General features: G+C 32.0%; 27 protein-coding genes. 6 read left to right on the plus strand and 21 right to left on the minus strand.

Annotated elements, in window-relative coordinates; all coding sequences use genetic code 11:
• Positions 1 to 296 precede the first annotated feature (296 nt).
• From ACO409_RS00655 to ACO409_RS00725, 15 genes are all read right to left on the minus strand, one after another.
• On the minus strand, positions 297 to 2,690 hold the full coding sequence (locus ACO409_RS00655; RefSeq protein ID WP_485553907.1) for a virulence-associated E family protein: 2,394 nt from the start codon (positions 2,688 to 2,690) through the stop codon (positions 297 to 299).
• 14 nt (positions 2,691 to 2,704) lie between these two features.
• Positions 2,705 to 4,672, minus strand: coding sequence for a DNA polymerase (locus ACO409_RS00660; RefSeq protein WP_485553908.1), 1,968 nt, complete (start codon positions 4,670 to 4,672; stop codon positions 2,705 to 2,707).
• A gap of 69 nt (positions 4,673 to 4,741) precedes the next feature.
• A complete protein-coding gene (locus ACO409_RS00665; RefSeq protein ID WP_485553909.1) occupies positions 4,742 to 5,308 on the minus strand; it encodes a DUF2815 family protein in 567 nt (188 codons plus the stop codon).
• A gap of 1 nt (position 5,309) precedes the next feature.
• Positions 5,310 to 6,500, minus strand: a complete 1,191-nt coding sequence (locus ACO409_RS00670) for a DUF2800 domain-containing protein (RefSeq protein ID WP_485553910.1) — start codon at positions 6,498 to 6,500, stop codon at positions 5,310 to 5,312.
• Positions 6,500 to 7,042, minus strand: coding sequence for a hypothetical protein (locus ACO409_RS00675; RefSeq protein ID WP_485553911.1), 543 nt, complete (start codon positions 7,040 to 7,042; stop codon positions 6,500 to 6,502). Before ACO409_RS00675 ends, ACO409_RS00670 begins: the two co-directional genes overlap by 1 nt.
• A 101-nt stretch (positions 7,043 to 7,143) precedes the next feature.
• A complete protein-coding gene (gene dnaN / locus ACO409_RS00680) occupies positions 7,144 to 8,301 on the minus strand; it encodes a DNA polymerase III subunit beta (RefSeq protein WP_485553912.1) in 1,158 nt (385 codons plus the stop codon).
• Between the two features lie 33 nt (positions 8,302 to 8,334).
• Positions 8,335 to 8,550: a hypothetical protein gene (locus ACO409_RS00685; protein ID WP_485553913.1), complete on the minus strand. Its 216-nt coding sequence runs from the start codon at positions 8,548 to 8,550 to the stop codon at positions 8,335 to 8,337.
• The gene (locus ACO409_RS00690; RefSeq protein ID WP_304077862.1) at positions 8,534 to 8,674 is read right to left on the minus strand and encodes a hypothetical protein; all 141 of its coding nucleotides are present in this window, start codon (positions 8,672 to 8,674) and stop codon (positions 8,534 to 8,536) included. The genes ACO409_RS00685 and ACO409_RS00690 overlap by 17 nt, the downstream gene beginning before the upstream one ends.
• A 29-nt stretch (positions 8,675 to 8,703) precedes the next feature.
• Positions 8,704 to 9,453, minus strand: coding sequence for a hypothetical protein (locus ACO409_RS00695; RefSeq protein WP_485553914.1), 750 nt, complete (start codon positions 9,451 to 9,453; stop codon positions 8,704 to 8,706).
• An 11-nt stretch (positions 9,454 to 9,464) separates the two neighbouring features.
• Positions 9,465 to 9,641, minus strand: coding sequence for a hypothetical protein (locus ACO409_RS00700; RefSeq protein WP_485553915.1), 177 nt, complete (start codon positions 9,639 to 9,641; stop codon positions 9,465 to 9,467).
• Between the two features lie 63 nt (positions 9,642 to 9,704).
• Positions 9,705 to 9,827, minus strand: a complete 123-nt coding sequence (locus ACO409_RS00705; protein WP_485553916.1) for a hypothetical protein — start codon at positions 9,825 to 9,827, stop codon at positions 9,705 to 9,707.
• 1 nt (position 9,828) lies between these two features.
• Positions 9,829 to 10,119 (minus strand): hypothetical protein, encoded by a 291-nt coding sequence (locus ACO409_RS00710; RefSeq protein WP_472355012.1) that lies wholly within the window; start codon positions 10,117 to 10,119, stop codon positions 9,829 to 9,831.
• A 56-nt stretch (positions 10,120 to 10,175) separates the two neighbouring features.
• On the minus strand, positions 10,176 to 10,496 hold the full coding sequence (locus ACO409_RS00715) for a hypothetical protein (protein ID WP_485553917.1): 321 nt from the start codon (positions 10,494 to 10,496) through the stop codon (positions 10,176 to 10,178).
• A 132-nt stretch (positions 10,497 to 10,628) separates the two neighbouring features.
• On the minus strand, positions 10,629 to 11,255 hold the full coding sequence (locus tag ACO409_RS00720) for a Rha family transcriptional regulator (RefSeq protein WP_485553918.1): 627 nt from the start codon (positions 11,253 to 11,255) through the stop codon (positions 10,629 to 10,631).
• Positions 11,256 to 11,273: 18 nt separating this feature from the next.
• Positions 11,274 to 11,471: a hypothetical protein gene (locus ACO409_RS00725; RefSeq protein WP_485553919.1), complete on the minus strand. Its 198-nt coding sequence runs from the start codon at positions 11,469 to 11,471 to the stop codon at positions 11,274 to 11,276.
• Positions 11,472 to 11,734: 263 nt separating this feature from the next.
• On the opposite strand from ACO409_RS00725, the gene ACO409_RS00730 reads away from it, so the two are divergent.
• From ACO409_RS00730 to asnA, 5 genes are all read left to right on the plus strand, one after another.
• Positions 11,735 to 12,031 (plus strand): helix-turn-helix domain-containing protein, encoded by a 297-nt coding sequence (locus ACO409_RS00730; RefSeq protein WP_485553920.1) that lies wholly within the window; start codon positions 11,735 to 11,737, stop codon positions 12,029 to 12,031.
• Positions 12,032 to 12,048: 17 nt separating this feature from the next.
• Complete coding sequence (locus tag ACO409_RS00735; RefSeq protein ID WP_485553921.1) at positions 12,049 to 12,711, plus strand: ImmA/IrrE family metallo-endopeptidase; 663 nt, start codon at positions 12,049 to 12,051, stop codon at positions 12,709 to 12,711.
• 48 nt (positions 12,712 to 12,759) lie between these two features.
• Positions 12,760 to 13,260 carry an SHOCT domain-containing protein gene (locus ACO409_RS00740; RefSeq protein ID WP_485553922.1) on the plus strand — a complete coding sequence of 167 codons (501 nt, stop codon included), beginning with the start codon at positions 12,760 to 12,762 and terminating at the stop codon, positions 13,258 to 13,260.
• A 174-nt stretch (positions 13,261 to 13,434) separates the two neighbouring features.
• Positions 13,435 to 14,460 (plus strand): tyrosine-type recombinase/integrase, encoded by a 1,026-nt coding sequence (locus ACO409_RS00745; RefSeq protein WP_485553923.1) that lies wholly within the window; start codon positions 13,435 to 13,437, stop codon positions 14,458 to 14,460.
• A gap of 407 nt (positions 14,461 to 14,867) precedes the next feature.
• Positions 14,868 to 15,884 carry an aspartate--ammonia ligase gene (asnA, locus tag ACO409_RS00750; protein ID WP_485553924.1) on the plus strand — a complete coding sequence of 339 codons (1,017 nt, stop codon included), beginning with the start codon at positions 14,868 to 14,870 and terminating at the stop codon, positions 15,882 to 15,884.
• Between the two features lie 528 nt (positions 15,885 to 16,412).
• Here the strand turns inward: asnA and ACO409_RS00755 are convergent.
• Positions 16,413 to 17,594, minus strand: a complete 1,182-nt coding sequence (locus tag ACO409_RS00755; protein WP_485553925.1) for a dicarboxylate/amino acid:cation symporter — start codon at positions 17,592 to 17,594, stop codon at positions 16,413 to 16,415.
• Positions 17,595 to 17,850: 256 nt separating this feature from the next.
• A complete protein-coding gene (locus ACO409_RS00760) occupies positions 17,851 to 18,309 on the minus strand; it encodes a DIP1984 family protein (protein WP_485553926.1) in 459 nt (152 codons plus the stop codon).
• Positions 18,310 to 18,642: 333 nt separating this feature from the next.
• On the opposite strand from ACO409_RS00760, the gene ACO409_RS00765 reads away from it, so the two are divergent.
• Positions 18,643 to 19,803, plus strand: coding sequence for a CapA family protein (locus ACO409_RS00765; RefSeq protein WP_485553927.1), 1,161 nt, complete (start codon positions 18,643 to 18,645; stop codon positions 19,801 to 19,803).
• A 243-nt stretch (positions 19,804 to 20,046) separates the two neighbouring features.
• Here the strand turns inward: ACO409_RS00765 and ACO409_RS00770 are convergent, their stop codons facing one another.
• The 4 genes from ACO409_RS00770 to ACO409_RS00785 all read right to left on the minus strand — a co-directional run bounded on the left by ACO409_RS00770 (position 20,047) and on the right by ACO409_RS00785 (position 26,530).
• Positions 20,047 to 21,306, minus strand: coding sequence for an efflux RND transporter periplasmic adaptor subunit (locus tag ACO409_RS00770; RefSeq protein WP_485553928.1), 1,260 nt, complete (start codon positions 21,304 to 21,306; stop codon positions 20,047 to 20,049).
• A gap of 15 nt (positions 21,307 to 21,321) precedes the next feature.
• A complete protein-coding gene (locus ACO409_RS00775) occupies positions 21,322 to 23,985 on the minus strand; it encodes an acetate and sugar kinases/Hsc70/actin family protein (RefSeq protein WP_485553929.1) in 2,664 nt (887 codons plus the stop codon).
• Positions 23,986 to 24,244: 259 nt separating this feature from the next.
• Positions 24,245 to 25,150, minus strand: a complete 906-nt coding sequence (locus ACO409_RS00780; RefSeq protein WP_485553930.1) for a serine/threonine protein kinase — start codon at positions 25,148 to 25,150, stop codon at positions 24,245 to 24,247.
• A 15-nt stretch (positions 25,151 to 25,165) separates the two neighbouring features.
• On the minus strand, positions 25,166 to 26,530 hold the full coding sequence (locus ACO409_RS00785; RefSeq protein ID WP_485553931.1) for a hypothetical protein: 1,365 nt from the start codon (positions 26,528 to 26,530) through the stop codon (positions 25,166 to 25,168).
• Positions 26,531 to 26,535: the final 5 nt, after the last annotated feature.

The raw sequence follows: 26,535 nt of genomic DNA on the forward strand, positions 1-26,535 counted from the left end.
GTGTATTTATACCCTTTAATCTCTTTAATTCCTTTATTTTATACTCTATATAGAAAAGATTGTAGTTTTTGTAGTTAAATATAATCTAAGTACCATTAATAAAGGGTTTCAGCAACTACAAAGTCAACTACAAAGTGCCAAACAAACTACAAAGTATTATTTTTTAGAGTTTCCTTAGAAATTAACCACTTTGTAGTTTTTGGGGTACTTTGTAGTCGGAGTTTGTAGTTGGATTTTCTCTTTACAGCCTTTAATTTTAAAAAGTTCCAAAAAGATTGTAGTTTTTGTAGTTGGTTTTATTTTTTCACCTTTTTAAATCCCCTTTGCTGTCCGTAATCACCGTATTTCAAAGGGTGTCTTATCCGCTCCCAGCCCTTTATAGTTTCCAGTATTCCATTAATCTCCATACTGTCCGAGTTTCTTATGTACCCTTTTTTCATTCCAAAGCACTCAACTAATATTTCAACTGCACATACTTTATCTCTTGGAACCAATCTAATACCTTCGATATTGAAACCGCTGTAAAAACCATTTCTTTTTTCTGAGTTCCATTTATGCCAGTCTTCTGGTATATCTTTTTCCAAAAAATCTAATATGATACCTTCCTTTGCGTTTGAAATTCTATGCTCTTCCTGCTTCTGTTCCGCTATCTTTAATGCTTCTCCAGTTAAAAATAAATCTGTTCCGATAATATAATTCATATAGGCTTCCGCCCATATCTGATCAACTTCATTGTCAAGGTTTTCCCAAATGCTCTTCTTAGGCTTCACAATCCCAACTTCAACCGGCCAGAACCTCCTGTTTCCTGTCCTGTCCCTTAGAAACTCCGAATCATTTGAAGTTCCAAAGAACACACATCGCCTAGGATATTTCTCTGTAACCCTTCCGTATGCCTTACGGTATATGTCGTCCCGCTTGCTTAAAAACTGCTTTATCAAATTTGTTTCACTTCGGTTAAATCCTGTGAGTTCTCCAAGTTCATTAATCCATGTTCCCTGAATCATTTCAGCAGCTTCCTTGCCCTCAAAAGTCTGAAGGCTGTCGGAATACCAGTTTTTTCCAAGTTTTGCTAAGAATGTACTTTTACCAATTCCCTGCTTTCCAGTAAATATAGGCATGTAATCATACTTGACTCCGCCTTCAACGGCTCTCGCAACTGCAGCCGCCAAAGATACCTTCATTACTTTCCTTGTATAAATGCTGTCCTCCGCACCGAGATAGTCTCTCAGAAGCATTTCTACTCTAGGCTTTCCATCCCACTTAACGCTCTCCAGGTAATCCCTTACACTGTTGTATCGTCTTTTGTGGGAAACTAGCAGAAGTGCATCATTGACTTTGTTTTCTCCGGTAAGACCATACCTGTTTTCAAGATAGTTTCTTAAACCGCTGTCATCCACTTCCTCGTACTGCCTTATTTCATTTCTATTGTCCCATGGCGTAGTTCCCATAACCATTGCCCTGTTTGCAAATTCATCTATTGCAAACCTTCCTTTTAAATTTATATCGTTTTCCAGTACAATTTCTATATTTTTTATAGTCTTTAAATACTTTCCATTCTCATTTTCTGCCAGCAGGTTCATCCACTCAACATCTGTATCCTTGTCATCAATTGTCGTAAAATCCTGTGCTGCCTTTTCGTATCTTTCTTTATTCAATATTGCTGACACTTCTTTTATTTCTCTTGCAAGTCTTGACATTTCAGTAAATGAAGGCAGTTTGCTCGTAGGTGTTCCTTCCTTTGAATCTGCGTCCATATCAGAGAATTTATGAAGCCTTACCATATCGAAAGCGTTACACAGTTTCCCACTACAAGGATCTGTTGCGTGGTGCGAATAGACAAAAACATCATCGTAAATTATTGCTCCACCAAATGTGCTTCCTTGAGTGTATGTCATTCTTTTTCCGTCATCTGATATCTCATACTCTTCCGGAATAAACTTTTCCACTGCTTCAGCTATCGTGAAAGTTTTGCAGAAGGCCCCAATCAGTCCGCTTTTCTCTAATGGATTTTCCTGTTTTTTAAGAAGCCTATCCGTAACTTTTTCAGCTCCAGGAACTTGTGGCCACTCACTCATATTTTTCCAGTCGTCGTATAGATTAAGCGTACCGTCAACCGATACAGGTGGGTTTTCAAGGTTAAAACTATAATAAATTTTATAGTTTACATCCTGCGAACAGCTTGGCCAGAACATCAGCCTTGCAGGTTCAAAAGTTGTAGGGTCGCACATTTCAATCCCTAATCTCTGGGCAACTTTTCTTGATACAGGTTCATACTCATCAGGTGTCATATCCCTGTCTGCAAGAAACATAACTCTCAATCTCGGAGCCACTTCAGAATGCTTACGGGTAGGATGTATTACATACGACACATTTAAATTTTTCACCTTTTCCATAACCTCTTTTGTTTCCCCACTCGGAATGTTGTCAAGATCCAGGGTAATTAACGAACGGCTTAACAAGTTTGTATTTTTACGCTTTCCGTCTTTCAGTTCTCCGGCAACGAATCCACCAACATCTTTCAGGTTATCCTGCTGTGATTTTCTCAGCTTCATAAAACTTTCATATGTTTCAGTTGTCCTTGTAGGATTTTCAAGCCTTTTAATAAATTCACTCCACAGCAGCTTCTCGATTTTCCAGTGAGTTTCTTTTCTGCTCCCGGCAGTCGATATTACTATTTCCCTATTTGTCATTTTTCCTCCTTTCACTAATCCTTTTTATAATACAATGTTTCAAAGCCGTCAGCCCTTAATATAAGCCCCTCAGCCCACTCAATATCCTGCCCCATTATCTCACACACTTCATCTACAGATGTTTCCATAGGTGCTTCAATGACCACCTCATCGTGAATGTGCATTACAATTTTAAATCCTTTTTCAGTTAATCTTTTTATTGACACGGCAAGGCAGTCTCTTGCGATAGCCTGAACCACATTTTCCGTTAATTTCCCGCCATAAGTATCTGTTGTTTCCCATTTTCCGCTTGTCTGATTACTCGACTTGTAAGTAATAACTCGTGATCCCCAACTGTTTTCCCTAGTTCCAGGGTTAGCATAGTACAATTTACGCCCACTTGGAAGTGTTATGGTAAAAAAATCCATACCATTTGCCAAATCACCTTCCCTGCTTAATAACAAGTCTTTTACTACTACCCTTGAGCCTGATTCAATTACATCTACTGCAGCGTTTCCAAGGCTGTACCATAGGTCAACTATTCTGCGGTTTGAATTTCGCCACATCCGTACTATTTCAGGCAGCTCTTCCTGAGTAAGCCCCATGTCTATCGCACCCATTGCAGTCAATGCACCGGGTCCACCTTGATATCCCAATGCAAGTTCAGCAATTTCCCCTTTCTGTCTCAAATGATAATTTTCTTTGCCTTTTGCGATTGATTCAATTGGAACTCCGAACATCTGTGAAGCTGACGCTTCGTAAATTTTTCCGTGAGTCCTGAATACTTCAGTTCTCCACCGCTCTCCAGCAAGCCAGGCAATCACTCTTGCTTCTATCGCCGAAAAATCTGCAATTACAAACTTCTTCCCTTCCTCTGGAACAAAAGCTGTACGGATTAGCTGTGACAAAGTATCAGGTATGTTGCTGTATAAAACGCTTAACGTGTCAACATCTCTTCTTTTTACTATTTCCCTTGCGTCGTCAAGATCCGCCAAGTAGTTTCGTGGAAGATTCTGAACCTGAACAAGCCTTCCAGCCCAGCGTCCAGTACGGTTGGCTCCGTAGAACTGCAAAAGCCCTCTTACTCTTCCGTCGTTTCCAAGTGCTTCTCTCATTGCCACATATTTTTTAGTACTTGTCTTGCTAAGCTCCTGCCTTATCTCAAGCACTTTCTTCACATTCCCTGAAGTTTCATCAATCAGTTTTTTCACAGTTGCTTTTTGTAAGTTTTCTACTTCTACACCGTTTTCTTTTAACCATTTCGACAATTGAACCGTACTGTTTGGATTGTCCAGCTTTGTTATCTGTCTTGCAGTTTCCATTAAATGCTCATTCCAGGTATCACTTACATACAAGGCACTATCAACAAGTCGCGTATCAATCTTGATTCCATTAGCATTCATTCTTACGTCGGTTCTCCACAAATCCCATTCAAATTCAGGAACAACGACGCTTTTCAGTTTGTCGGCAATTGCCATTTCTGCCACAACATCCTGCCTGTTATATTCGATATACAGTTGCCATTTTTCAGGTTCGTGGTGGGGCATATTTCTAGTTCTCTCACCGTTTCTCTTTGAAGGCTTGCAGGGAACACTGAAGTATTTTATAAGAGCCTTCCCTGTTGCTGATTTTTTCTTGTCATCCTTAAATCCTAGTGCCTTACCAACTTTTTCCAGTCCGCCAGGATAGCCTGCATAATAGCCGTGAATCATTGTGCACTCCCACTGATTTAATGATGTTGGATATCCAGCCTGATTAAGGCAGCTCCACTCAAATGCGGCATTATAGGCTCGCAGTAAAGTTTTCCCATCGTTTAATCTTTCAATTATTTCAATGGGGATTTTTTCCCCTTGAGCTAGGTCTACAACTTTTACATCAGAACCGTTTAGCGAATAAGCAAAAAGAAGGATTTCAAAATCATCACTCTGAGCATATTTATAAAGCCCCGCTTTTGCTATGTCCACACTGCTGAACGTTTCAATATCTATGTTTAATACATCCATCTGATTTTTATCCTTCCTTAGTTTGAAACAACCACGCAGGATAAACCCACGTGATTATCTAAATTTTTATTAATATAAAGCGTCATCTTCATCATCGACAACATCAAAATCCTGTTCGGCAGTTCTTCCACCTGCAAGGCTTTCTCCGTCCTTAATTTTCTGTACGTTTCCTAATCCTGCGCCTATTCCTTTTTTCCCTTGGAATAGATACGGGAAGAAATTAACCGCCACATTTGCGTAACATCCACTGTAAATTTCACTCTGATCTGTTATGGGCTGCACTCTTCTATCAACTACTTGTGGAGGATAGTCAACTTTTGCGGAAGCTGTAAACACCCAGTGCCCCTTACACTCAGGACCAAACGGGTCTCCACTATTATTCACACCATCTCCGTCCCAAATTGGGGTAAATACTGTATTTGGCATTTTTCCTCCCCATTTTTCTGATACTCCTAACTCTGTAGCCGCTTTTATTGCTGCATCTATTTTCTGCTTTGTTTTCACATCAGTTTTTGGTACAAGAACCGTTGTGCTATACTTCTCCTCTGCTCCTGGTACTGATGCATGCGGTTTAAATACATGCACATAGCTTAATCTCCCTCTTACTGTTACTCTAGTTCCGTTTAAATTTTCCATTCTAATCATCCTTTCCATTATTATCTAAATTTATAAAATCATCACTTGCATTGATAACATCATTTACATATGGAGCCCTTTTATCTGACTCCGGCGCTAACGTAGGTTTACCTTTAGGTTTTATTATGAAATCCCCTACATACTCATTGAAATCTTTTTTCCCTACTACTCCCTCAAGCTGTGTCAACGTAAGCATTTTTCTTTCGTACATCAGCTCTTCTGCAACTCCTTTTTCCTTCAGAACTTCCATTGCCTTTTCGGTATCTGAAAACGCTCTTACAGATCTGCCCTCGACAACTTTCCATCCTGGCACATACTCTCCTCGAAGTATTGCTTGCTGGCAGTAATTCTCAATATTCTTAACCCATTTTACGACATCCCTTGCCCTGTTAAGAATTTCTCCCATTTCTTCATTGCTTAAAATATTCCCTTTAAGTTTCATCTCTGTTTCAAGTGACATATTGGCTTCCGCTCTAGCCCTGCATAGAGCCTTTGCCCTGCAGAACGTGCATTGTCCGACCTTGAAATCACCTTCACCTTTGAATGCTTTTTCAGCATTGGGCTTGACTTCGTTTTCTGCCCATTTCATGAGTTCGTCTGCTGAAATCTCAAATATGCTTACGATGTCCAGTCTCGGCTGTATAATTCCCATATTTATATTTTCAATGTCATTGAACAGTGAAAATTCAAGATAAGCACCTAGTGAATAAAGCATAAGCTGTGGGTTATCCTGTGCCGATACTGGCACACCTTTCCCATACTTTAAATCACGTATGTACAAAGTTCCATTATCTACTGTAACAAAGTCGCAAGTCCCAAAGCCTTCCGGAACATACTCGCTAAAGTCAACTTTTTTTTCAATCTCAGCTGTACCTGGCTTGACAAACGACATCAGAAGCTCCTTTATATTATCCACATAAACATCCGTGTAATTTTCCATTTCAGGTTTGTACAGCTTATGAGACTTCAGCTTTTTCATTTTGCTGTTGAATGTACGAAGGCTCATAGGTTTTAAGTATTTTGTCAGTTTCAGCTCCGACATTTCATGAGCTAAAGTTCCCTCTTCCGCATACTCGCTTGAACAATCAGGAAACATGTCCTCAAGCCTTGCACTTGGGTTGCATTTCATCCATCTGCTAGCCCCACTTGCACTAAGCAGGGCATGGCTTCTATCCTTGTGGTTTCCTTCCATTAGATTCTTACTCCTAACTCTCTTAAATTATCCGCAAAATTTTCGTAGTTTTTAGGATCCAGGTCATCCAGTTTTGGTATTTTGTAAACTTCTCTTATAAGATTTCTTAACTCAGCACCTTTTCCAAGTCTTGACATTTCAGCACATCCAGCTCTTAACTGTTCAAGTGTTAAAGTTGGAACAGCAGCCGCTGGAACATTTTCTTCTTTTTTAGGCGCTTCTGTTTCTACAGTTTTGGCTTCTTCTTTCGGCTTCTTCTCAACTTTCTTTTGAGGTTTTTCCACAATGTTCTCAGACTTTTCCACAGTGTCATTTTCCGCTTCAACTCCTTTTACATCGTTAGTCTGCCAATTTTTCATCTCTTGTTTAACATAATCATCTTCTGCGGGTGTCATCTGCATAAATTTCTGGATTTTTCCAACTACTGTTCTGGCAGGATTTGTAATTGTTGTAGTATTCCCAAGTGCTAATAACGCCTTTGAAAACTCTTTAATTATTGGTTTGCTTCCTTCTTCAATCTCGATTACTAATTTTAATTCCATTGTTTAATATCTCCTTCATCAATTTTATAATTTCTTCTATTTTGCTTTCATTTGACAAATGTTTTTTTTGTACTTTCAGTTTCATTATTCAACCTCTTTTCTTAGTATTCTCTCAATGCCAAAGGCATTGTCAGATATATCCAATTATCATCAGTTTCACCTTTTACAAGTACAGTACTTTTATTGTCTAACATTTTAATCACTGTTGTTTTATCCTTAACTTTACCAATAAAGTCAATTAAAAATTTTACATTCAATGATATTTTTAAATCCTCTCCAATGTAAAGTGTTGTGATTTCTTCTCTAAACTCCGAGTATTCATCAATTGATTTTATTGTCAGTTTATTTTGGCTAAAATCAAATATTGCACTATTTTTAGCTTCCTTGTTGTCTTTTGCTATGGAGTAAGCCCTCTTAAGCACAGCAATAAAATCTTTTGTGTGAAGAACTGCTTGTTTACCCACATTCAAATTTTTAATTATAGTTTTATAATCCGGAAATTCTAACTTAGTTAAATCCGATACAATTTCAATTCCTGCAAATCTGAACAGTACCTTATCGCCATCACAAACAATCAGTACTTTTTCTCTAGGAATTCCTAATTTTGATTTCATAGATTTAACAAGTCCATTAACCGTTTTCAAAGGAACGCTTGCATTAAGTCTTTCTTCAGGATGACTCTCGCCATCTTTCAAATCAATTTCGGCATAGGACAATCTATACGTATCAGTTCCAACAGCTTTTAATTTCTCTTCTTCGTACTCAAGTTTTACACAATTCATTGCCTCATTTTTAGGATTAACTGAAGCAGAGAATTTTACACTCTCAAATATATTTTTCAAATCTGATTTTTGTACTGAATAATATTTTAGTTTGTCTACCCCAGGCCATACTGGGAACTCTACATCCTCTATTAATGAAATTAAGCTTTTAGAATTTGCTGTTTGAATAACTATTTTTTCTTTTTCAATTGCTATGTTGACATTAGCACAAGAAATGCCTTTTATTAAATCTTTAAAGATTTTACACGAAACCACAGCTTTCCCAGCCTTATTTACTTGTCCTAACATTTCAACTTTTGCAGATATTTTTAAATCTGTTGTTCTCAAAATCAATATGTTCTCTTTTTGGTTTGTTTCAATACAAATTCCTTTAAGGTATTCTTTCCCTATTTTTTCAGTACTTATAAAATTTTCTACAATTTTAACAGCTTCCAAAAGTTCCCATGTTCTTACTGTCGCATTTGACTTTTCTGACATATTGTATTTTTCCTTTCTTAGTGGTATAATTACTTAGTTTGTTTTTATATGTTGTCGATATTTGCAGTATCGGCATTTTTTTTTTAGTATTTCCAAATCTTTCAGCATTTTTTCCTGAAGATAAAGCGGCAGCTTCTTAAACTCTTCCAAAATCCATTCTGACTTTTCTGAAACAGTTCCATGTACTATAACATCTGCATAATGAATTTTTCCGTTTATTCCTATTGGAACATCAGTCAAAGTTCTCATTTTCTATTTCCTCCCTTCTATCCCTGTAAAGCTCATCAAGTATCATATAATAATCCTCTTCTGATTCACATTTAATAGTTCCGTCTATCAAAAGTTCGTCTTCATCTACTTGAATTCCAATCATGTTTTATACCTCCGCTATTTTTAATTTATTCATTGAAGTTTCATTTTCAAAGCCGTTTTCCTGCTGTACCCAACCCATTTAATCTTAATCCCAGCCTCCTCAAATTTCAGAAGCTCCAGCATATCCTTTTTGGAGTCAGGTTCTCCGCCTTCTATAATGGCGTCTTTTATTTCTTCAAACTTCCTGTCAGTCTTCGTGATAAAAGTTTTCATGTACATCCTGTTGTTTTTACTGAAATCATTCAGTTTGTCCTGAATCTGCTTTTTAAATATCTCATAGTAGGCAAACAGTACAATCATCTCTTTTAAAGCCTTCTCGGTTTCTTTGTAATTGGTTTTCAGATATTTACCAAATCTGAACTTTAATTCCAACAGTTCCTTTTGATACATCTTGGAAAACTCAACAATCACAAATTCATTTTTAAAATCTTTTATCTTACGCTGGTTCGGATTCTGCAGATCCTCGTACTCATATTCCTGTATAAGCCTGCTCACAGCCCTGAAAGTTCTTTGAATAATGTCCTCAAGCTTAAAAGTGCACCAAAGCGTATTTTTCTCAGTCAGCACAGGTATTTTTGTATCACCATTTACAAGATTTTCGTCTGTGATATTAGGTATGGTGAAATAATTTCTGTAATGCTTGCACAGATTTGACAGTGCCATCATTGAGAAAACCTTTGTCTTTTCATTCTTCTGTGTTGAAAACTCTTTATAATCCAGTGCCTTTGACACCAGTTCCTGCTTTTCCTTCTGCTTTCTTAATTTCCTTTTCAGTTTCATAACCTGCTCCATCATTTCAATTTTTTCTTAAAAAACCAGTTCCACCAAAGAAGTACAGCCAGCAGTATTGGAAACACCAAGTTTCCACCAGCGACCCATCGACCTTTTTCCTTAATCACTTCCAGCTGAATGAGAATTGTTGCGGTTACCAGGAGCAGTACCTTTATCAGATTTTTCACTGTCAGCATTTTTTCCCTCCCATTTCTTAATCTCTTCCTTGTCCATTTCTATTTCAAGTTTTTCCCTGACTGTCATTTTGATAGCCCAAACTTTCTTACAAGTTTCTTGATTCTGTTCTTAATTTTTCTTTCTTCCATTTTTCTTCTCGTTTCCTTGTTTTGGTTGTTTACCATTACTAAAGCATCATATTTCATTTTAAATTCCTCCAAATTTCATTTTTAAAAATTCTTCATAAGTTATCCCAACGTACTTTTCAACTTGAATACGCTGAATGTCATAATCCCAATTGTGCTTCCCAGCCCTTCTTCTTGCTTCTCTTTCATTTTCGTCTTTAAATTTAGGTACCGCTGTTCCAAATTTAAGTCTTCCTTTTTGCAGGCCCACTCTCACATACTGCTGCCCTTTGCCGACAAATTCAGCGGCTTCCTTTATTGATAATTGTAATTTTGTAGCCTGTTTCCTTATCCAGGATTCCGAAACTTCCATAGCTTTTTTCCTTTCTGGGATTGCCGTCCCTTAATTTTTTTTGGTGTTTGTTGTCATTACTTAGCCCTTAAACGATTTTTTTTAATATGAATGACATAATCTACTGCTGGTATTTTTATTCCCAATCTTTTAGCAATAGCCGCCCGTTTAATTCCTTTTTCTGCCAATTCATAAATAAGTTCTTCTTTACATTTTTTCTTGTTTTTATAATCTTCAAGTTCTTTTTTGAAATACTTATGAACTGCATTGCAACAGGATTGCCAATTTCTATTTAACGCAATACCTATCTCGTTGTACGGGAGACCTTCCACAAATCTTAAAATTCTTAATGTCTGAAGTTCTTCTGTTGTCCAGTATGTATATTTATGGCGCTGCATAACTTATTACTCTCCTTTTAGGTAAATCAAAATTCCTATTAAAAATAACAAACCTAATTTAAAAATTCTTTTCACTCAATCACCTTCCTCTTCTCTAATTTTCAGATATTTGTCATACTCATCGATTTTAATTTACCCAAAAAATATCTCGTCCAAGACCTCAATAGGGTAAGTGTTTATATAACCATATCTGCTATCCACAACAGTTCCTGTCAACAGCCCTCTGTCCCTACAGAGTTTAGTTGCCTTTTTTCCAACAGCACTTGAATTATATGTGTTAGGTTTAATACCTTTCATATTTGCGTAGGCTATCACTGTCAAATGGTTACTTGTTATTGTTCTTCTCTCGTTATGTTCGAGCCTTGATATACCTTTCTGTAATCCCGCCATGTTTCCTTCAACAGTGCTTAGCCTGTTCTCCACATCTACAAGGTACTGTGCCTGTGCTAATAACTGATGTGGTACTGATACCGAATTTCCTGGAACAGTTACTTTTTCAATCAGCCTGAATCTGACTACTGCACTGTATCTTGCGGCCAGCTGAAGTACCCCTTCTCTTGTAAGGACGTACATAGGTCTTTTCTGATTGTTTTTATCTATGTATTCGCCCAGTCCAAAAATGGCTTCGGCTCTAATACCTTGTTTTTCTAGCTTTTCTACTTCATCCCTAATGTCCCTTAAAATTTTATTGTGTTCCTTTCCTACAATTTCTGCAATTTCTAAACTGCTCATTCCATTTACATTTGAAATTTCACACATTTAAATTTCCTCACTTTCTTAATTTAAATTTTCGTAGTCCAAATCTAGGATCTCACAAATTCTTTTTCTGTAATGTTCAGCCTTTCTATTTCCTCTCACTACATCAGAAAGATATGCTGCACTAATTCCCAGTTTTTTCGCCAATTTCGATAAATTTAATTTCTCATTTTTTATTAGAGCTGTTTTTACGGCGATCTCAAATTCCTGTTTGTTCAAATTTCACCACCTCACTTTTCAGTTAAAATAACTTAGTTTTTATGTTGACTAAATTTAGATTTTGTGCTAAAATTAAAGCATAAAAATAAGATATTACGTAAATGACACTTATCAAATCCACATTTATAAATATCTTGTAATTTATGGGTCATTATGCTTTGTTTTTAGCTTAAATACATTATACTGTATTTATTCCTAATTGTCAATAGGTTTTTTGACATTTTTTAAAAACAATGTTGAACCCTTATTTTTAGGAGGATAAAATGGAAAGTATTTTAGATCGGATTAAATTTTTAGTCGCACAGAAAAGAATCACAATTGCCGAATTAGAAAGAAGAGCAGATATCGGAAATGGAGTAATTCGTCGTTGGGATAAATCTTTACCCACAGGAGATAAACTTCAAAGAGTTGCGAAATATCTAGGGGTTACAATTGATTATCTGGTAAATGGGGAAGATGAAGATAGTGCAAAAGCTACAATTCTTGCAAGAAATGCAAAAGGATTAGATGATAATCAGATAGATTTACTAAATAATATGATTGAACAAATGAAAAAATAAAAGAGGTGGGATATACATTGACAGCGAAGTACAAAGCACAATACGAACACGTGTGCAAAATGTTAGTAGAGTTTATAGAGGAACAAAGACTTTTCAATCATTATCCTTTGACGGTTGCGAAATTAGAGGAAATAATAGTGAACAACGGATGGCGATTAAAACAGTATACAGATTTTGACCAAAACTGCGACATTTCGCAAGAAGGCTTCACAACATACGAAAATGGAATCTTTACAATTCATTACAATTGGATGATGCCTGATGAAAGAAAGTGTTTTACCTTAGGACATGAGATAGGACACATTATTCTAAACCATCATGTACTACATAAAAAAGATTTAATTTGCAATAATTCGGAAGTTATAGACGAATTAGAAAAAGAAGCTAATTGTTTTTGTCGAAATCTTTTAGCTCCATCCAAAGTTATTTTAGAATTACAAAAGTACATAAGAATGCCTTTAGATAAGGATGATATAAAAAAAGTTTTTAACGTTAGTGGAGAGTTTTCCAAAAACAGGCTAGGTTGGGTTTTTAAAAAAGATGTAAAATACTGCAACTTTGAAAATCCGAATCTCTTTGATAGCTTTATTGAAGAATCAAAACCAAAAGTAGATTATCATATAGTCAGTAGTGAAGATGAAGATGAAGTTAACAGCGATGAAGATGACTTTTTATTTTAGTGTTCAATCTACTAAAATAAAAAAATCACAGAAAGGAGAGTGATTTATATGGCAAAAAACAGAGTTATTGCGGGGGCATATCAAGGTAAGTTAATAAATCAAGCCTTGGGTTCCCCATACATACAGACAGGGTTCTTGAAAACTTTAGAACTCAAAGGACAAGTAACAAATTATGAAATTCTGGACGCAACAAGCACAAAATCTGCCTCAAGTGCAGTAATGAGAGGTGCTATTGGGGCAGCTTTATTGGGACCTGTTGGTTTACTTGCAGGACTGAGTGCAAAGAATAAAAAGAGTAAACTCATAGCTCTTAAATTTAAAGATGGACAAGAGTGCGTTGTTGATGTTGACGATAAGGTTTACCGAGCTATCTTAAAAACCTTAGTTGGTGTTAAATCAACATTTGATGAAAGTAGCCCAAATCAGTTAGAAAATAAATCTGAGATATCTGTTCCTGACGAAATTCTTAAATTTAAGGATTTAATGGATAAGGGAATAATCTCGGAAGAAGAATTTCAAACTAAAAAGAAACAACTATTAGACTTATAAAAGAAACGATGACGTCATTTATATTCGATGGTGAAGAATTGATAAAAAGTAAAAAATAAACAAAAAAATAGCCCCTACGGCAATAGGGACTAAGTAATGTGATATACTCACAAACACCAGTAAAAGTATATCACACAAACCTTTAAAATTCAATACAAGGAGTGTGATTTTTTTATGAAAAATCCAAATGGATACGGATCCGTTATAAAACTAGGTGGAAAAAGAAGAAAACCTTTTGGTGCCAGAATTACAATTGGCTATAACGATAAAGGAAAACAAATTTTTAAATATATAGGATATTTTGAAAACAGGAAAGCGGCTATGCAGGCCCTTGCTGAATACAATATCAACCCATACGATGTCCATTTAGCCGACATAACATTGAAAGAGGTAATGGATATGTGCATGAAGAAAAAAGAAAACCGAATAGAAGCAGGAACTATGAAGACATACAGGACATACTACAACTATTTAGAACCTTTACACAATAAGAAGATAAGCAGTATTAAAGCGGTGGAGCTTCAAAACTTTATTGACAGCCTTTCCTTAGCAACCGGAACTCTTAAACGTGTAAAATCCTACATAAACATGATTTTTGAGCAGGCTATGGAAATGGATATAATAAGCAAGGATTACAGCAAATTTATTAAACTCCCTAAGCATAAGGCTAAAATAGTTAGGAAGATATTTACTGAAGAAGAAATATCGCTGCTTTGGGATAACATTAAAGAACTAAGATATGCGGATGTCATACTTATATTAATTTATACCGGCATGAGGGTAAATGAACTTCTGAAACTTCCAAAGTCAAATGTGGATTTGACAAAAAACATAATTACTGGAGGAAGCAAGACCGAAGCAGGAAAAAACCGTATAATTCCGATACACCCAAAAATACTTCCACTTGTAATTAAACGGATGGAAAACAAAACAGAATATCTCATTCCTAACAAAACGGGAAAAAATTATTATGTATACAACAATTTCCGGAAAAATGAATTTGAAATGATAATGTCCAAATTAGGAATGGAGCACACCATACACGATACCAGACACACCTTTGCTACAATGATAACCGAGGTGTCAAATAATGAGAGTGCCATAACTGGAATGATTGGGCACACCAATATAAGCATGACTAAGAGATATACACATACTAATATTGAAAAGATGAGAAAAGAATTGGAAAAAATAAATTAAATTGCTGGGAATTATCCCGGCTTTTTTTTAATTTTTCTTGTGTATTACCTGTATATTACCTGTATACTACTGTTAAAAAATTATACATTTTTGTACATATTTTTATAAAATGACAAATATACGTATCTATGGGATTCCCATATTTTAAAGAGTTTCTAGGTCTCAGAAAAAACTTTAATAAAATACACATCTCTTATAATCATTACAATATTAATATATATTTATTTTAAAAAAATTTATCATAAATAACAGCTCTTATCTATTCTACAAAAAAATTTATCTAAAAATTAATCAAAAAAAGAATTATTTTTACAAAAAATAGTCTTAATTTAAAAAAATTTGACAATATATAATAATTTTGATAACATCTAAAGGTAGAATAAAAAATTGAGAAAGAAGGAGAGTATATGTCAAAAACTATAATTCCAAAAAATTATGATCCAAAATATGGAATCATGGAAACAGAAATTGCAATAAAAGCTGTAAAAGACTGTTTTGAAAGAGAACTTGCAAAAGCATTAGACTTAACAAGAATTTCAGCACCTATGTTTGTTAGAAAGTCTGTTGGGATTAATGATAATTTGAACGGCGTTGAACGTCCTGTGGCTTTTGAAATGAAGGAAATGCCAGATGTAACATTGGAAGTTGTACATTCACTTGCAAAATGGAAAAGAATCGCATTAAAACAATATGGTGTCGAAAAAGGAAAAGGTATTTATACAGATATGAATGCCATAAGAAGAGATGAAGATTTAGACAATATGCATTCAATTTACGTTGACCAATGGGACTGGGAAAAAGTTATTTCAAAAGAAGATAGAAATATTGACTTTTTAAAAGCAACTGTTAAAAAAATATATCAAGCCTTTTTAAATACAGAAAAAGAATTGACTGAAAAATTTGAAAAATTTGAAAAATTCTTGCCAAAAGAAGTTACTTTTATTACTTCTCAAGAATTAGAAAATTTATATCCTGAATTAACTCCAAACGAAAGAGAAGACAAATTTGCAAAAGAACACAAAGCAATCTTTATTATGCAAATTGGAAAAATGTTAAATTCTGGACAAAGACACGACGGACGTGCTCCAGATTATGATGACTGGGAATTAAACGGAGATCTAATTATGTGGAATCCAGTCCTAGACAGAGCACTAGAACTATCTTCAATGGGAATACGTGTTGACAAAGCTTCATTAGAACGTCAATTAAAAGAATTAAACCTAGAAGAAAGAAAAAATCTTGATTTCCACAAAATGCTTTTAAACGATGAATTACCATTAACAATTGGTGGAGGAATCGGACAATCAAGAATCTGCATGTTTTTATTACAAAAAGCCCACATTGGAGAAGTTCAAGCTTCTGTATGGACACCAGAAATCGTAAAAACATGTAAGGAAAATGGAATTAACCTTTTATGGTACTAATATAAAAAACAAAAAAATAACATAATAAAAAGTGAAAAACTAAAATTAATTAGTAATTCACTTTTTTTATTATTTTCTTCTATTCCTACTAAAATAATAGCTTTGTTATAATTCCTGCTACATAACCACCTGTTATGAAATAAATAAAATATAATTTCTATTTTTCAAATATAATTTAGTATTAAAATTTATTATATTCATAATTTTTATGGAAAAACCTGCAGGTTATAATTTCCTGCAGATCTTGGAGGCAAAAAATGGCAATTTGTCATCTATTTGTTAAAGATTATATACAAAATTATAACCATAACAATGAAAGTAACAACATCACCATTCATCATTACTGTTCACCTCCCTCCATTTCAAGGTTGGGTAGCGAACCCAAAAATATTATAACATAAAAAAATACCCCCTTCAACTAAGAAGAAGGTATTTTTCTCGCTATTTTTTACCTTAAAATGGAGTATATCCATTACCTTTATAGATTAATTATAGCATAAATTTTCTACTTTTTCAATCATACTAATTTTATTTTTTTATAAATTTATGATATATCCAGTCAACTATAATGGCAATCGCATTATCTCCAGAAACATTAGCCGCTGTTCCAAAGCTATCCTGTGTTATGTAAAGTGCAATTAATAGTGAAGCTATTGGGCTGCTGGAAGCAATTCCAACCATTCCTAAAAATGGAAGTGCAGACATGATGGCTCCTCCAGGTGCTCCAGGTGCTGCTACCATTGCTACACCAAGAACCATTATAAATGGGAAAATTGTTGAAATTCCGTAGGACATATTGTGCATCATAAGTACAGTAACAACACAGCTTGTAATTGTAATAATACTTCCAGCCAAATGAATTGTGGCACATAAAGGAACTACAAATTCACGAATTTCAGGCGATGTTCCATTTCTTTTAGCACACTCAATATTTATTGGGATTGTAGCAGCTGAAGATTGTGTTCCAAGAGCTGTAAAGTATCCAGGAATCTGATTTTTCATACAAACAAACGGATTTTTTCCTGAAAGTCCGCCAGCAAATATGAATAAAGCTGCAGTATATAAGATATGCAAAATTATTACACAAATAAATACTTTAAAAAATATTGAAAGTGTTGCAAAAATTTGTCCACTGTAAGTCATATTCATAAATGTTCCAAAAATATAAACTGGAAGTAACGGAATAATTGATGTGCTTAACAACTTTGTAATTATTTTTGAAAATTCCCGAAAAAGATTGTAGGTAGTCTGCCCTTCTCCATTATTTCTAAGCCAACTAATCGAAAGTCCCATTATAAATGCGAAAATAATCGCTGAAGTTACATCAAACATTGGTGTAACAGGAATGTCAAAATAAGCTGTCAAAAGATTTTTTTCAGGATGTTCTACTGTTACAAATGAAGCAAAATTAAGAATTTTTGGAAAAATGCTAATTGCCATAAAATATGAAAGCGTTCCTGCAACAATTGTAGAAATATAAGCTATCAAAGTTGTAATACCAAGCAATTTCCCAGCTCCATGTCGTAAATCTGAAATTCCAGTTACAACAAACCCAATAATCATAAATGGAATAATAAACGACAAATATTTACTAAACAACGATGAAAATGTAACAAAAATCCTTATAACTGGACTCGGTAAAACTAATCCTAGCAAAATACCAAGAACTATTGAAATAATTAAACGTGGCACAAGTCCTATTTTTTTCATAAAATATTTTCTCTCCTTATAAATTTTTACATAGCAAAACCAATCCCACAACCCATCCTCAATATTATTAATTAACATACGGTAGTAACAATTACAATAATTCGTACAGATGTAACAATACTGGGATTAACTATAACTTTGTAACTTCCCCGCATTACTTTACTTCCATTGTAAGATATTTTTTCCCTAATATCCAAAGGTTTATGTTCACCTTAATAATATCTACGCCAAATTTTTTTATTTAAAATTATATTTTTCATTCTTCAACTAGATCAATAGTCCAGTTTGCTTGCTGTAATTTTGTATCAGTTTCACGAATTTCTTTAGATAATTTATCTAGCTTTTTTTGTTGTTTTGGCACATTGACTGTACTAAAAACTTTTATTTCTGTTGTAGAATATAAATCTACCTTTTGACTTGCAATTTCAACAAATTCACGTAAAATCCCTGCCTTTTGAGAAAGTGTGTCTCTTTTAGCAATTAATTCTACCAATGAAATTCCATCAATTTTTGAAAGAGTATTTGTTCTATTTATCTTTATTATCAAATCATTTAATTGAGAAGTCAAATCCTCTAATTCTGTTAATAAAAGTTCAGGATTTTCGGCAGGTTCTTCATTTTCCTGAACTTTAGCATTATTATTAAGTCTTGTTCTCAATTGTGCAATTCTTTTTTGAATATCAGCACGCAAAATAAGAGCTTCAGCAATTTTCATTTATTTATCCTCCCATTCTTTATTTTTAGATAGTTAAAGTATAATAGAAAAAACATAAAATGTAAAGAATATTTTTCTTTTTAAATTATTTTTTTAAATTATATTGCTTTTTATAAAAAATATATGTAAAATATATTAACACTATATTTTTCTTGTTCAATAAAAAACTTAACTCTTTGCCAAAAATTGACTATAAATATACCCAAGCTCATTTAAAATTAAACTATTAAAAATCATATAAATTTAAGCCTTGAGTAAAATAGTCACAGCTTTTGAGTTCAGTTTTAAATTAGTTTTACTATATATTTGATAAATTATGAAAGGACTAAATAAATGAAAAAAAATATATTATTAATTTTACTTGCATTTTTAGCTTTTGTACTTGCATTAATTATTACAATTCCCCATTTTAAAGGCTTTAGTAATAAATTTATTAATTTGGAAAAAATATTAACCACTAAAAAAACAAATGTTTCTAAAAATGGAAATGACAAGAAAGACACAAAATCAGAATTTACAATAATTGGAGTTGGAGATATAATGCTTGGCTCAAATTATCCATCTGATTTACTTCCAAAAAATGATGAAAATATTTTGAAAAATACTCAAGATGTGCTTCAAAATGCAGATATTACTGTGGGAAATCTGGAAGGAACGTTATTTGATACTGGTGGAACTCCGAAAAGCTGTGATAATCCAAATGTATGTTATGCTTTTCGTATGCCATCAAAATATGGAAAATACTTAAAGCAGGCTGGATTTGATTATTTAAGTATTGCCAATAATCACAGCAATGATTTTGGACAAACAGGAATTAAGGAAACTATCCAAAATCTTAATAATTTGAATATAAAATACTCTGGAATTAAAGGTATCGCTGAAAGCACCATCTTGGAAAAAAATGGAAAAAAATTTGGATTTGTTTCATTCGCTCCAAATTCAGCTACTGTAAAACTAAATGATTATAATTATGTAAAAAAACTTATTTCTGAATTAAAATCAAAAGTTGATATTGTAATTGTTATGTTTCACGGTGGAGCTGAAGGTGCTGGAGCAGAACATATTACTCGAAATCACGAAATTTTTCATGGAGAAGATCGGGGAAATGTCTATGAATTTGCCCATTTTGCGATAGACAACGGAGCTGACATCATTTTCGGACAAGGGCCTCATGTCACAAGAGCAATTGAACTTTACAAAAATAAATTTATCTCTTACAGTGGAGGAAATTTTGCAACTTTCGGAAAAATAAATGTTTCTGGATCAATGGGAATTGCTCCAATTTTTAAAATTAAAATAGACAGCAACGGGAATTTTATCTCTGGAGAGATTATCCCTGTAAGACAAACCTACAAAAGTTTAGGCCCTTTCATAGATTCAGAAAAATTAGTTATCAAAAAAATAATTTCCTTAAATAAATCTGATTTTCCAAATGGAAATGAACTTTCTGTAACTAATAATGGAAAAATTAACAAAATTGGAAATTCAAATTAGAAAATTTTATTTGTTTACTGACAAGGGGTTTTTACCCCTTGTAAAAAATCTTTTATTTATACTAGACACCATTTAAAAAAACAAAAACATATTTCATATTATTTACTAAAAAAAGCCTCGCCCACACAAAATTCATGATTAATTGATCTACTATTTATATTAAACCCCATTTAAATAATAAATACATCATAAATCTTTTTAGTAGATTAAACCTAATATTTACTTTCAAGTAATCAAAATAAATTATAATTTTTTCTTCAATCTAATAATTTCCCTCTCATTTTCATTCATTTTATTTTCTATTTTTTTATTTTCATTCTCTAATTTTTCTATTCTCTTTTTCTTTTCAATTTCTTCATCTTGAATATTTCTTCTTTCCACAATTACATTATTTGTAATTTTATCATCAGGATTTTCCACAATTTCCATCCCTTTCTCAATATTCATTCCAAAAATTTCAACTTTTTCTCCATTATCCACCCCAACAAAAATCTCCCTTTCCTTAACCAAATTATTTTTATCAATCAAATAAATATACTTTTTCTGATTTTTAAAAATAACCGCTTTTTTAGGAACAGCTAAAACATTCTCTTTCTTTCTATAAATCACACGAATATCCACTTGCTCACTTAAAAATAAATCCCTAAAAGAAATCGGCAAAAACTCAAGTACATTCATATTTACAACTTTGTTAATTCTAAATAATTCCGCTTCAATCACTTTCTTTTCAGAAAACAAATCTAAATCCCCTTTATTATTTCTATTTTTAAAATCTTTTTCACTTTTATCATTTTTAACTTCAACTAATTCTTCAAGTGTTTTTTCTTCTCCAGCTTTTTTATTTTCTCTTCTAAAAAGACTTATTTCAGCCATATTTCCAATACCCAAATTTTTAATTTTTTCATCTGTCATACTTTCACTTACTATTTTTAGATCATTCTTTTTCGCCAAAACAACTATAGTATCATTTTTATTTACAATTCCACCTTTTACAGCATTAATTTTTATAATATATCCATCAAACGGACTTCTCACAGTTCTCTGAACTAACACAGCATTTTTCATTTCATCTTTTACTTCCAGCTCCAATCCATCTATTTCCCCTTTTACTTCTTGAATTTTTTTACTCACATCCGCCCCTAATTTCTGCTGTTTTTCAAGATTCCTCAACTGTGAATTTTTTACAGCCAGCAATGCTCTTTTTTCACTAACATCACTTTTCTGATAATCGCTAAATTTTACTATTATATCGCCCTTTTTCACAAAATCTCCAGCTTTAAAATAAACATCATCAACTGATAAATTTACATCTAATCCAATTTTAGTAACATTATTTGCAGCAACAGTTCCTTTCATATCTACAAAAAGTTCAAGATTTTCACGTTTTATTTTACTAATAATATATTTTCTATTAATTTTAGGTGTACAAAATTTTATCATAAAAAGAATAATAAAAATAAAAATCGTCGGCATTAACCAAATTAGTTCATCTTTTTTTTTCAATATTTTTCCCCTTTTTTAGTGATTTCCATCAAAATAAGAATTTTCACTTAAATTATCTTCATAAGGAAAATATTGCTTACGTCCAAGATAAAGCTGATCTGACTTTCTTTGAATTGGAACAACAAAAAATCCCCAGTTATTTAGATCAGTATAAACAAAAAATCTAACTGTATCATTTTGAATTGTATCAGTATCATTTTGAGAAATAATATTTACAAATTCTGGTAAAATTTCTCTTGCATCCATTTCCTCATAGTCATCTTCATTTTTATAGATCATCTCTTTTTTAAGTTCTCCTTCAGCATTATAGACATAAATTTTTAGTTCTTCAGCTGAACTTTTTTTATCAATTTGTCCAATCAAAATATCAGCTTTTCGTGAAGTCTGAATCATTTCAACCTTTTCTCCATCGTATTTTTCCACCCATACAGAATATGGCACAAGCGGTACTTCATTTACAATTTCTACGTCCATATGCCCAAATCTCTTATAATCCAAATATTTTATAGCTCCATCCAGGCAGTTCAATTTTAGTTCGTAATCATCACGATGACTAAGCTCCTTATATTCAATCATTTTCCCTGGCACAAATTCTTTTAGAACTTCCTGAAATGTACTAATTTTAGTCGACTGTCCACTCAACTTTATAAGCGAATACTCAAAAAGCAGTCCTTCCTTATAGTAAGTGTTCAAAAATTTTCTGAGCATTCCGTAAATATCGGCTTTTACAATTTTTTCTATTTCCTTTATTGTAAAAATATGTCTTGGATAATCTGTTATTGTATTAAATATTTCATTTTCATAAGTATGAATTTTCCAGCTTTTTAACTGTGTTATATGAATGTCATTTCTTTTTTCATAATTTCTAGGTGCATCAAAACGTGTTCGCAATCTTCCATCAGATGTAAAAAATTCTTTTTTTAAATTTTCAGCAGCTTCCCAAAGCATATAAAAATTATTTCGTATTTTTTGATATTCTTCGCTCATTTTGTTTTCAAAGTGTGAATATTTTGTCGGTATTATTTTCTCATATTTTTCATATTCCAAATTCATATTTTCAAAAATTTTATCAACACCGCTATCATCAATCACTTTATAAATCATATCATTATCATATTTTATCAAATTATTAACAGAAACAACCCTATTCTCAGAATACTTTGCCCCCAGCACAATTTTCAAAAACTGCATAATCCTATAAGTCAAGTCATTTCCCCCAAAATTTTCATCTCCATTTTCAAAACTTGTTCTTATATCCAAATAATATGAAATCCTGTCCTTATTAATCACATATTTACAAGCTGCTAAATCCGTCGTCCCGCCACCACAATCAATAATTAAAGCACTATATTCTTCATTTTCCTTATATCTCCCCTTCCTTATCTGTATCTCAATCGTATTATAAAGCACAGCAATCGCTTCATCCATTGCATTTTCACGAATAATTTCATATTCATAATTTTTTTCATAAGAAATTTTATTCTGTTTATCAGCTTCATTTCCAGAACTTTTATTAAATTTATTTTCTACCATAAAAATTTCCTGAAACATTGTCAAAAACTGCTCTTTTAATTTTACAGGACTGGAAGCATGAATTTTTTTAAATTTGCATTTAAACATATATTCTGCACGATTCACAACATATTCCAAATATGCCTTTATTATTTCCTTTCTTTTTACATACAAAATATTCCCAAACTCATCATTAATTTTTTCCAGCTTATTATGCTCATGCACCCACCTTTTCAAGCTATAAAAAATCGATCCATTAACAATATAATCATTTTTTTCCAATTTTCTTACCACATCATATCCAAACGAATACTTAATATTATTACTATCGCTGCAATCCTCAACATAAACCAATGTTGGAAAAATCTCACGGTAATGCCTTTCCCCATCATCAAATTTCACATAGTTTATCGCATCAATGACAACATTCCCATTCAAAATATCATTAGTTGGCAAATCCCTTACATAATTTTTATCCAGATATGCTCCCAAAGCTGTATTTACAGTCCCAAAATCAATACAAAGCGGAGTATTGGTAGTTTCCAGATTTTTTACAACAAAATTTTCAATTTCAACTTTATAATAATCCATCTGATATGGATAAAGCGGATATGGCTCATCTTCCTTCCAATTATAAAATTCATGAATAAATTTTAAGTCATTTTCTTTAAAAAATAAAAACGAAAACTTATTATTTCTCAATGTCTCAACTCTAAAAAATTCTTTTTTACTAATTAAAAAATATTTATTCCTACTTTTCAAATCTTTTTCCAGCTGAAAAATTCCACAAAGATAATTATTTGCATTTATAAGAAAAACATTTGCACTGCTCACATTTTCAGGAATTTCAATTTTATAATTATCCTCTCTCATTAAATCAAGTTCCTTATACAAAATAATTTTGTGCGGCACTCGTATTTTATTTTCATGATGAATCCTTTCTCCAAGCTTACTGTCAAAAAGCTGCTGAACATTCACAAGCCCATTTTTATTATACTTGTCAATACAATAATTAGCCTTCACTCCCCGATATTTCATCAAAAGTGCAATTAGCTCCTCTCTCGTAGGCGTTTCCAAATACACATCCACCAACTTTTCCTCAATCGCAATCTGATACATCTCATAATAGGATTTTCTCCGTAATTCTTCCTCATAAAACAATTTCATCTCTATATTTTCCCCTTTATTTATTAAATTTGTGAAAATTTAAACTTTTTGTATAATTTATAAAAAAATCTTTATACCGATAAATTTATATATACTCATACACATTCAAAATTAAACTATTAAAAACTATATAAACTTAGAGTTTGAGCAAAATATCCATAGCTTTTGAGTTCAGTTTTAAATTAGTTTTACTATACATTTATATAAAATTATAAAATTTTTTTACATGGACTATATTTTAAAAATTAACAAATATTATTTATAATAATTCTAATTTTTCAAGCATTTCTCTAACACTCCCAAATCTCTTTTTCCTTTCAAATTCCAATCCTTTTTTTATTATTTTTTCCACTTCCTTAAATTTCCCAATTTTCTCAAATCCCAAAATCACTTCTCTTGTAAATTCCAATTCTGGCTTATAAAATCTCTGAACTGCCCCATCAATTTTCTTCCCACAAAGCATAAAATACAAAAGTGCCGAAAGTGAATAAACATCTGCTCTCTCATCAATCCGAACCTTTTTTGAATAAACTTCAATAGCTGAATATCCTTCTGAAACCTCAATAAAATCTATCTTTTGCCCTTTTCTCAAACTTGACCCAAAATCAATAATTCTAATATTTCCCCTAATATCAATTAAAATATTTGAAGGTTTTAAATCACAATGAATAATACCCTTCTTATGAATCTTACTAACAACTCTTACAATTTTTCTAAATATTTTTAAAATATCGTTTATTCTTGTTTTGTCATCTTGAATCTTATTCTCTAAAATATACTTTTTCAAAGTAATCCCAAAATATTCCATAACGATATAATTTGTTCCATTTTCGCTAAAAAAATCTAAAATCCTAATGACACTATCTTTAATAACTTTATTCCAAAATTTCCCCTTACTTCCTTTAGACTTCTTACAAAACTTTTCTAAAATATGTTTCTCTTTCCAAAAACATTCTTTCAATTTCTCAAAATCTTTTCTATATTTCTCTGTAAAAACTTTATTTTCATACCTCATAACAATTTCAGAGGGATAACATTCTTTCACAGCCACTTTTTTTCTTCGACCATTTTCAGCCAAATAAATATTAGAAAAATCACTTTTAGCCACATAATTTATAATCTTATATTTCCCATTTAATATTGTTCCCTTTGATAAAAAATCCATCTTTATTTTTCCCTTTTATATTCTTTTCATATCATTGCCATTTCTGTCACGTCCCAAAATTTCCCAATTTTGCTCAATTTCTTTCTCGAGCTGTGAAAATTTATCACTTTTGCCTCTTAAACTAGAATTTCTTCTAAAACCATTATTATTTACACTTAAACGTTTATCACCATACCTTTTATCTTTGTATTTTTTATTTCTATCAATTTTTTTTCTTACTTTTCTGTTTTTTATTTTTCTAGTTTTTATGTTTTTTCTGATTTTTTTTGTATTTTGAACTGTTTTCAAATTTTTAATATTTTTATTTACTTTTTTATCACTTACAACTGTTTTTTCTATCTCATTTTTTCTTGCATCTTCTGATTTTTCTTCAATATTCTCAGTATTCTCATTTCTGATTCTATTTTTTTCAACTTCCATTTTTACAGCCAGATTATTTTTAAGATGCCTTTCTTGTTCTGAAATTTTTTTAACTATTACATTTTTAATATTTTTTTCTCTTTGAATTTTTATATTCCTATTTTGAATATTTTTTCCCACAGAAACAAATACAAGTGCAAATATCGCAGCTAAAAAAATATATTTTACAGCTATTTTATTTTTTTGGTTTTTATTTTCAATTTCTCTTTTCAGTTCTTCTTTATTGTCTTCATTTTCAATATTTTCCACAAAAATTGATAAAAACGGTATGACCTTTTTTAATTTTCTTTCTGCAATTTTTACTTTATTACTCAAATTTTTTTCAATATTTTCTTTACTTTTCATATTGACAAAAACTTCCTCAATTTCATTTTCATTAATATTTTTCCAAAATTCAGAACTTCCAACTAGCAAATAATCATTTTTCTGTAACTTTATTTTTTTAATTTCTTCTCCACGTATTTTTTCTATAATTTTATTTTCCCGATACAAAGCAAGTTCAGTTTTCCCCATATTTCCCACAATCATATCTTCTTTATCAATAATAATAACGATTTGCGAATAAAAATCTTTTAAGTCAAAATATTTTTTATTATTTTTTTCAACTTTAAAAAATTTACTTTTTTCAAAAATTACTTTATCTTTGGAAGACTGTATTATCTTTTTCATATTTTCTATTGAAAAACTACTGTTTTCTAAATATTTTTCAATAACTTTATGAACTCCAGCTTTTGCCAAATTTTTCCTTTTAACATTCTTTTTATTTATAATATTATTATTTTCTATTTTTTGATCTATTTCTATATTTTCTTGCTTTTTATCATATATTTTTTCTTCAAAATCAGCAATACACCAAATTCCTCTATTTCCATTTGGAATGTATGCTGAATATGTATTTTTTTCAGCAATTTGCACATATTCCTTAAAAAAGAAAGTATTTAATTTTATATTTTTTACCATTTTTT

The organism is Leptotrichia sp. (assembly GCF_057270615.1).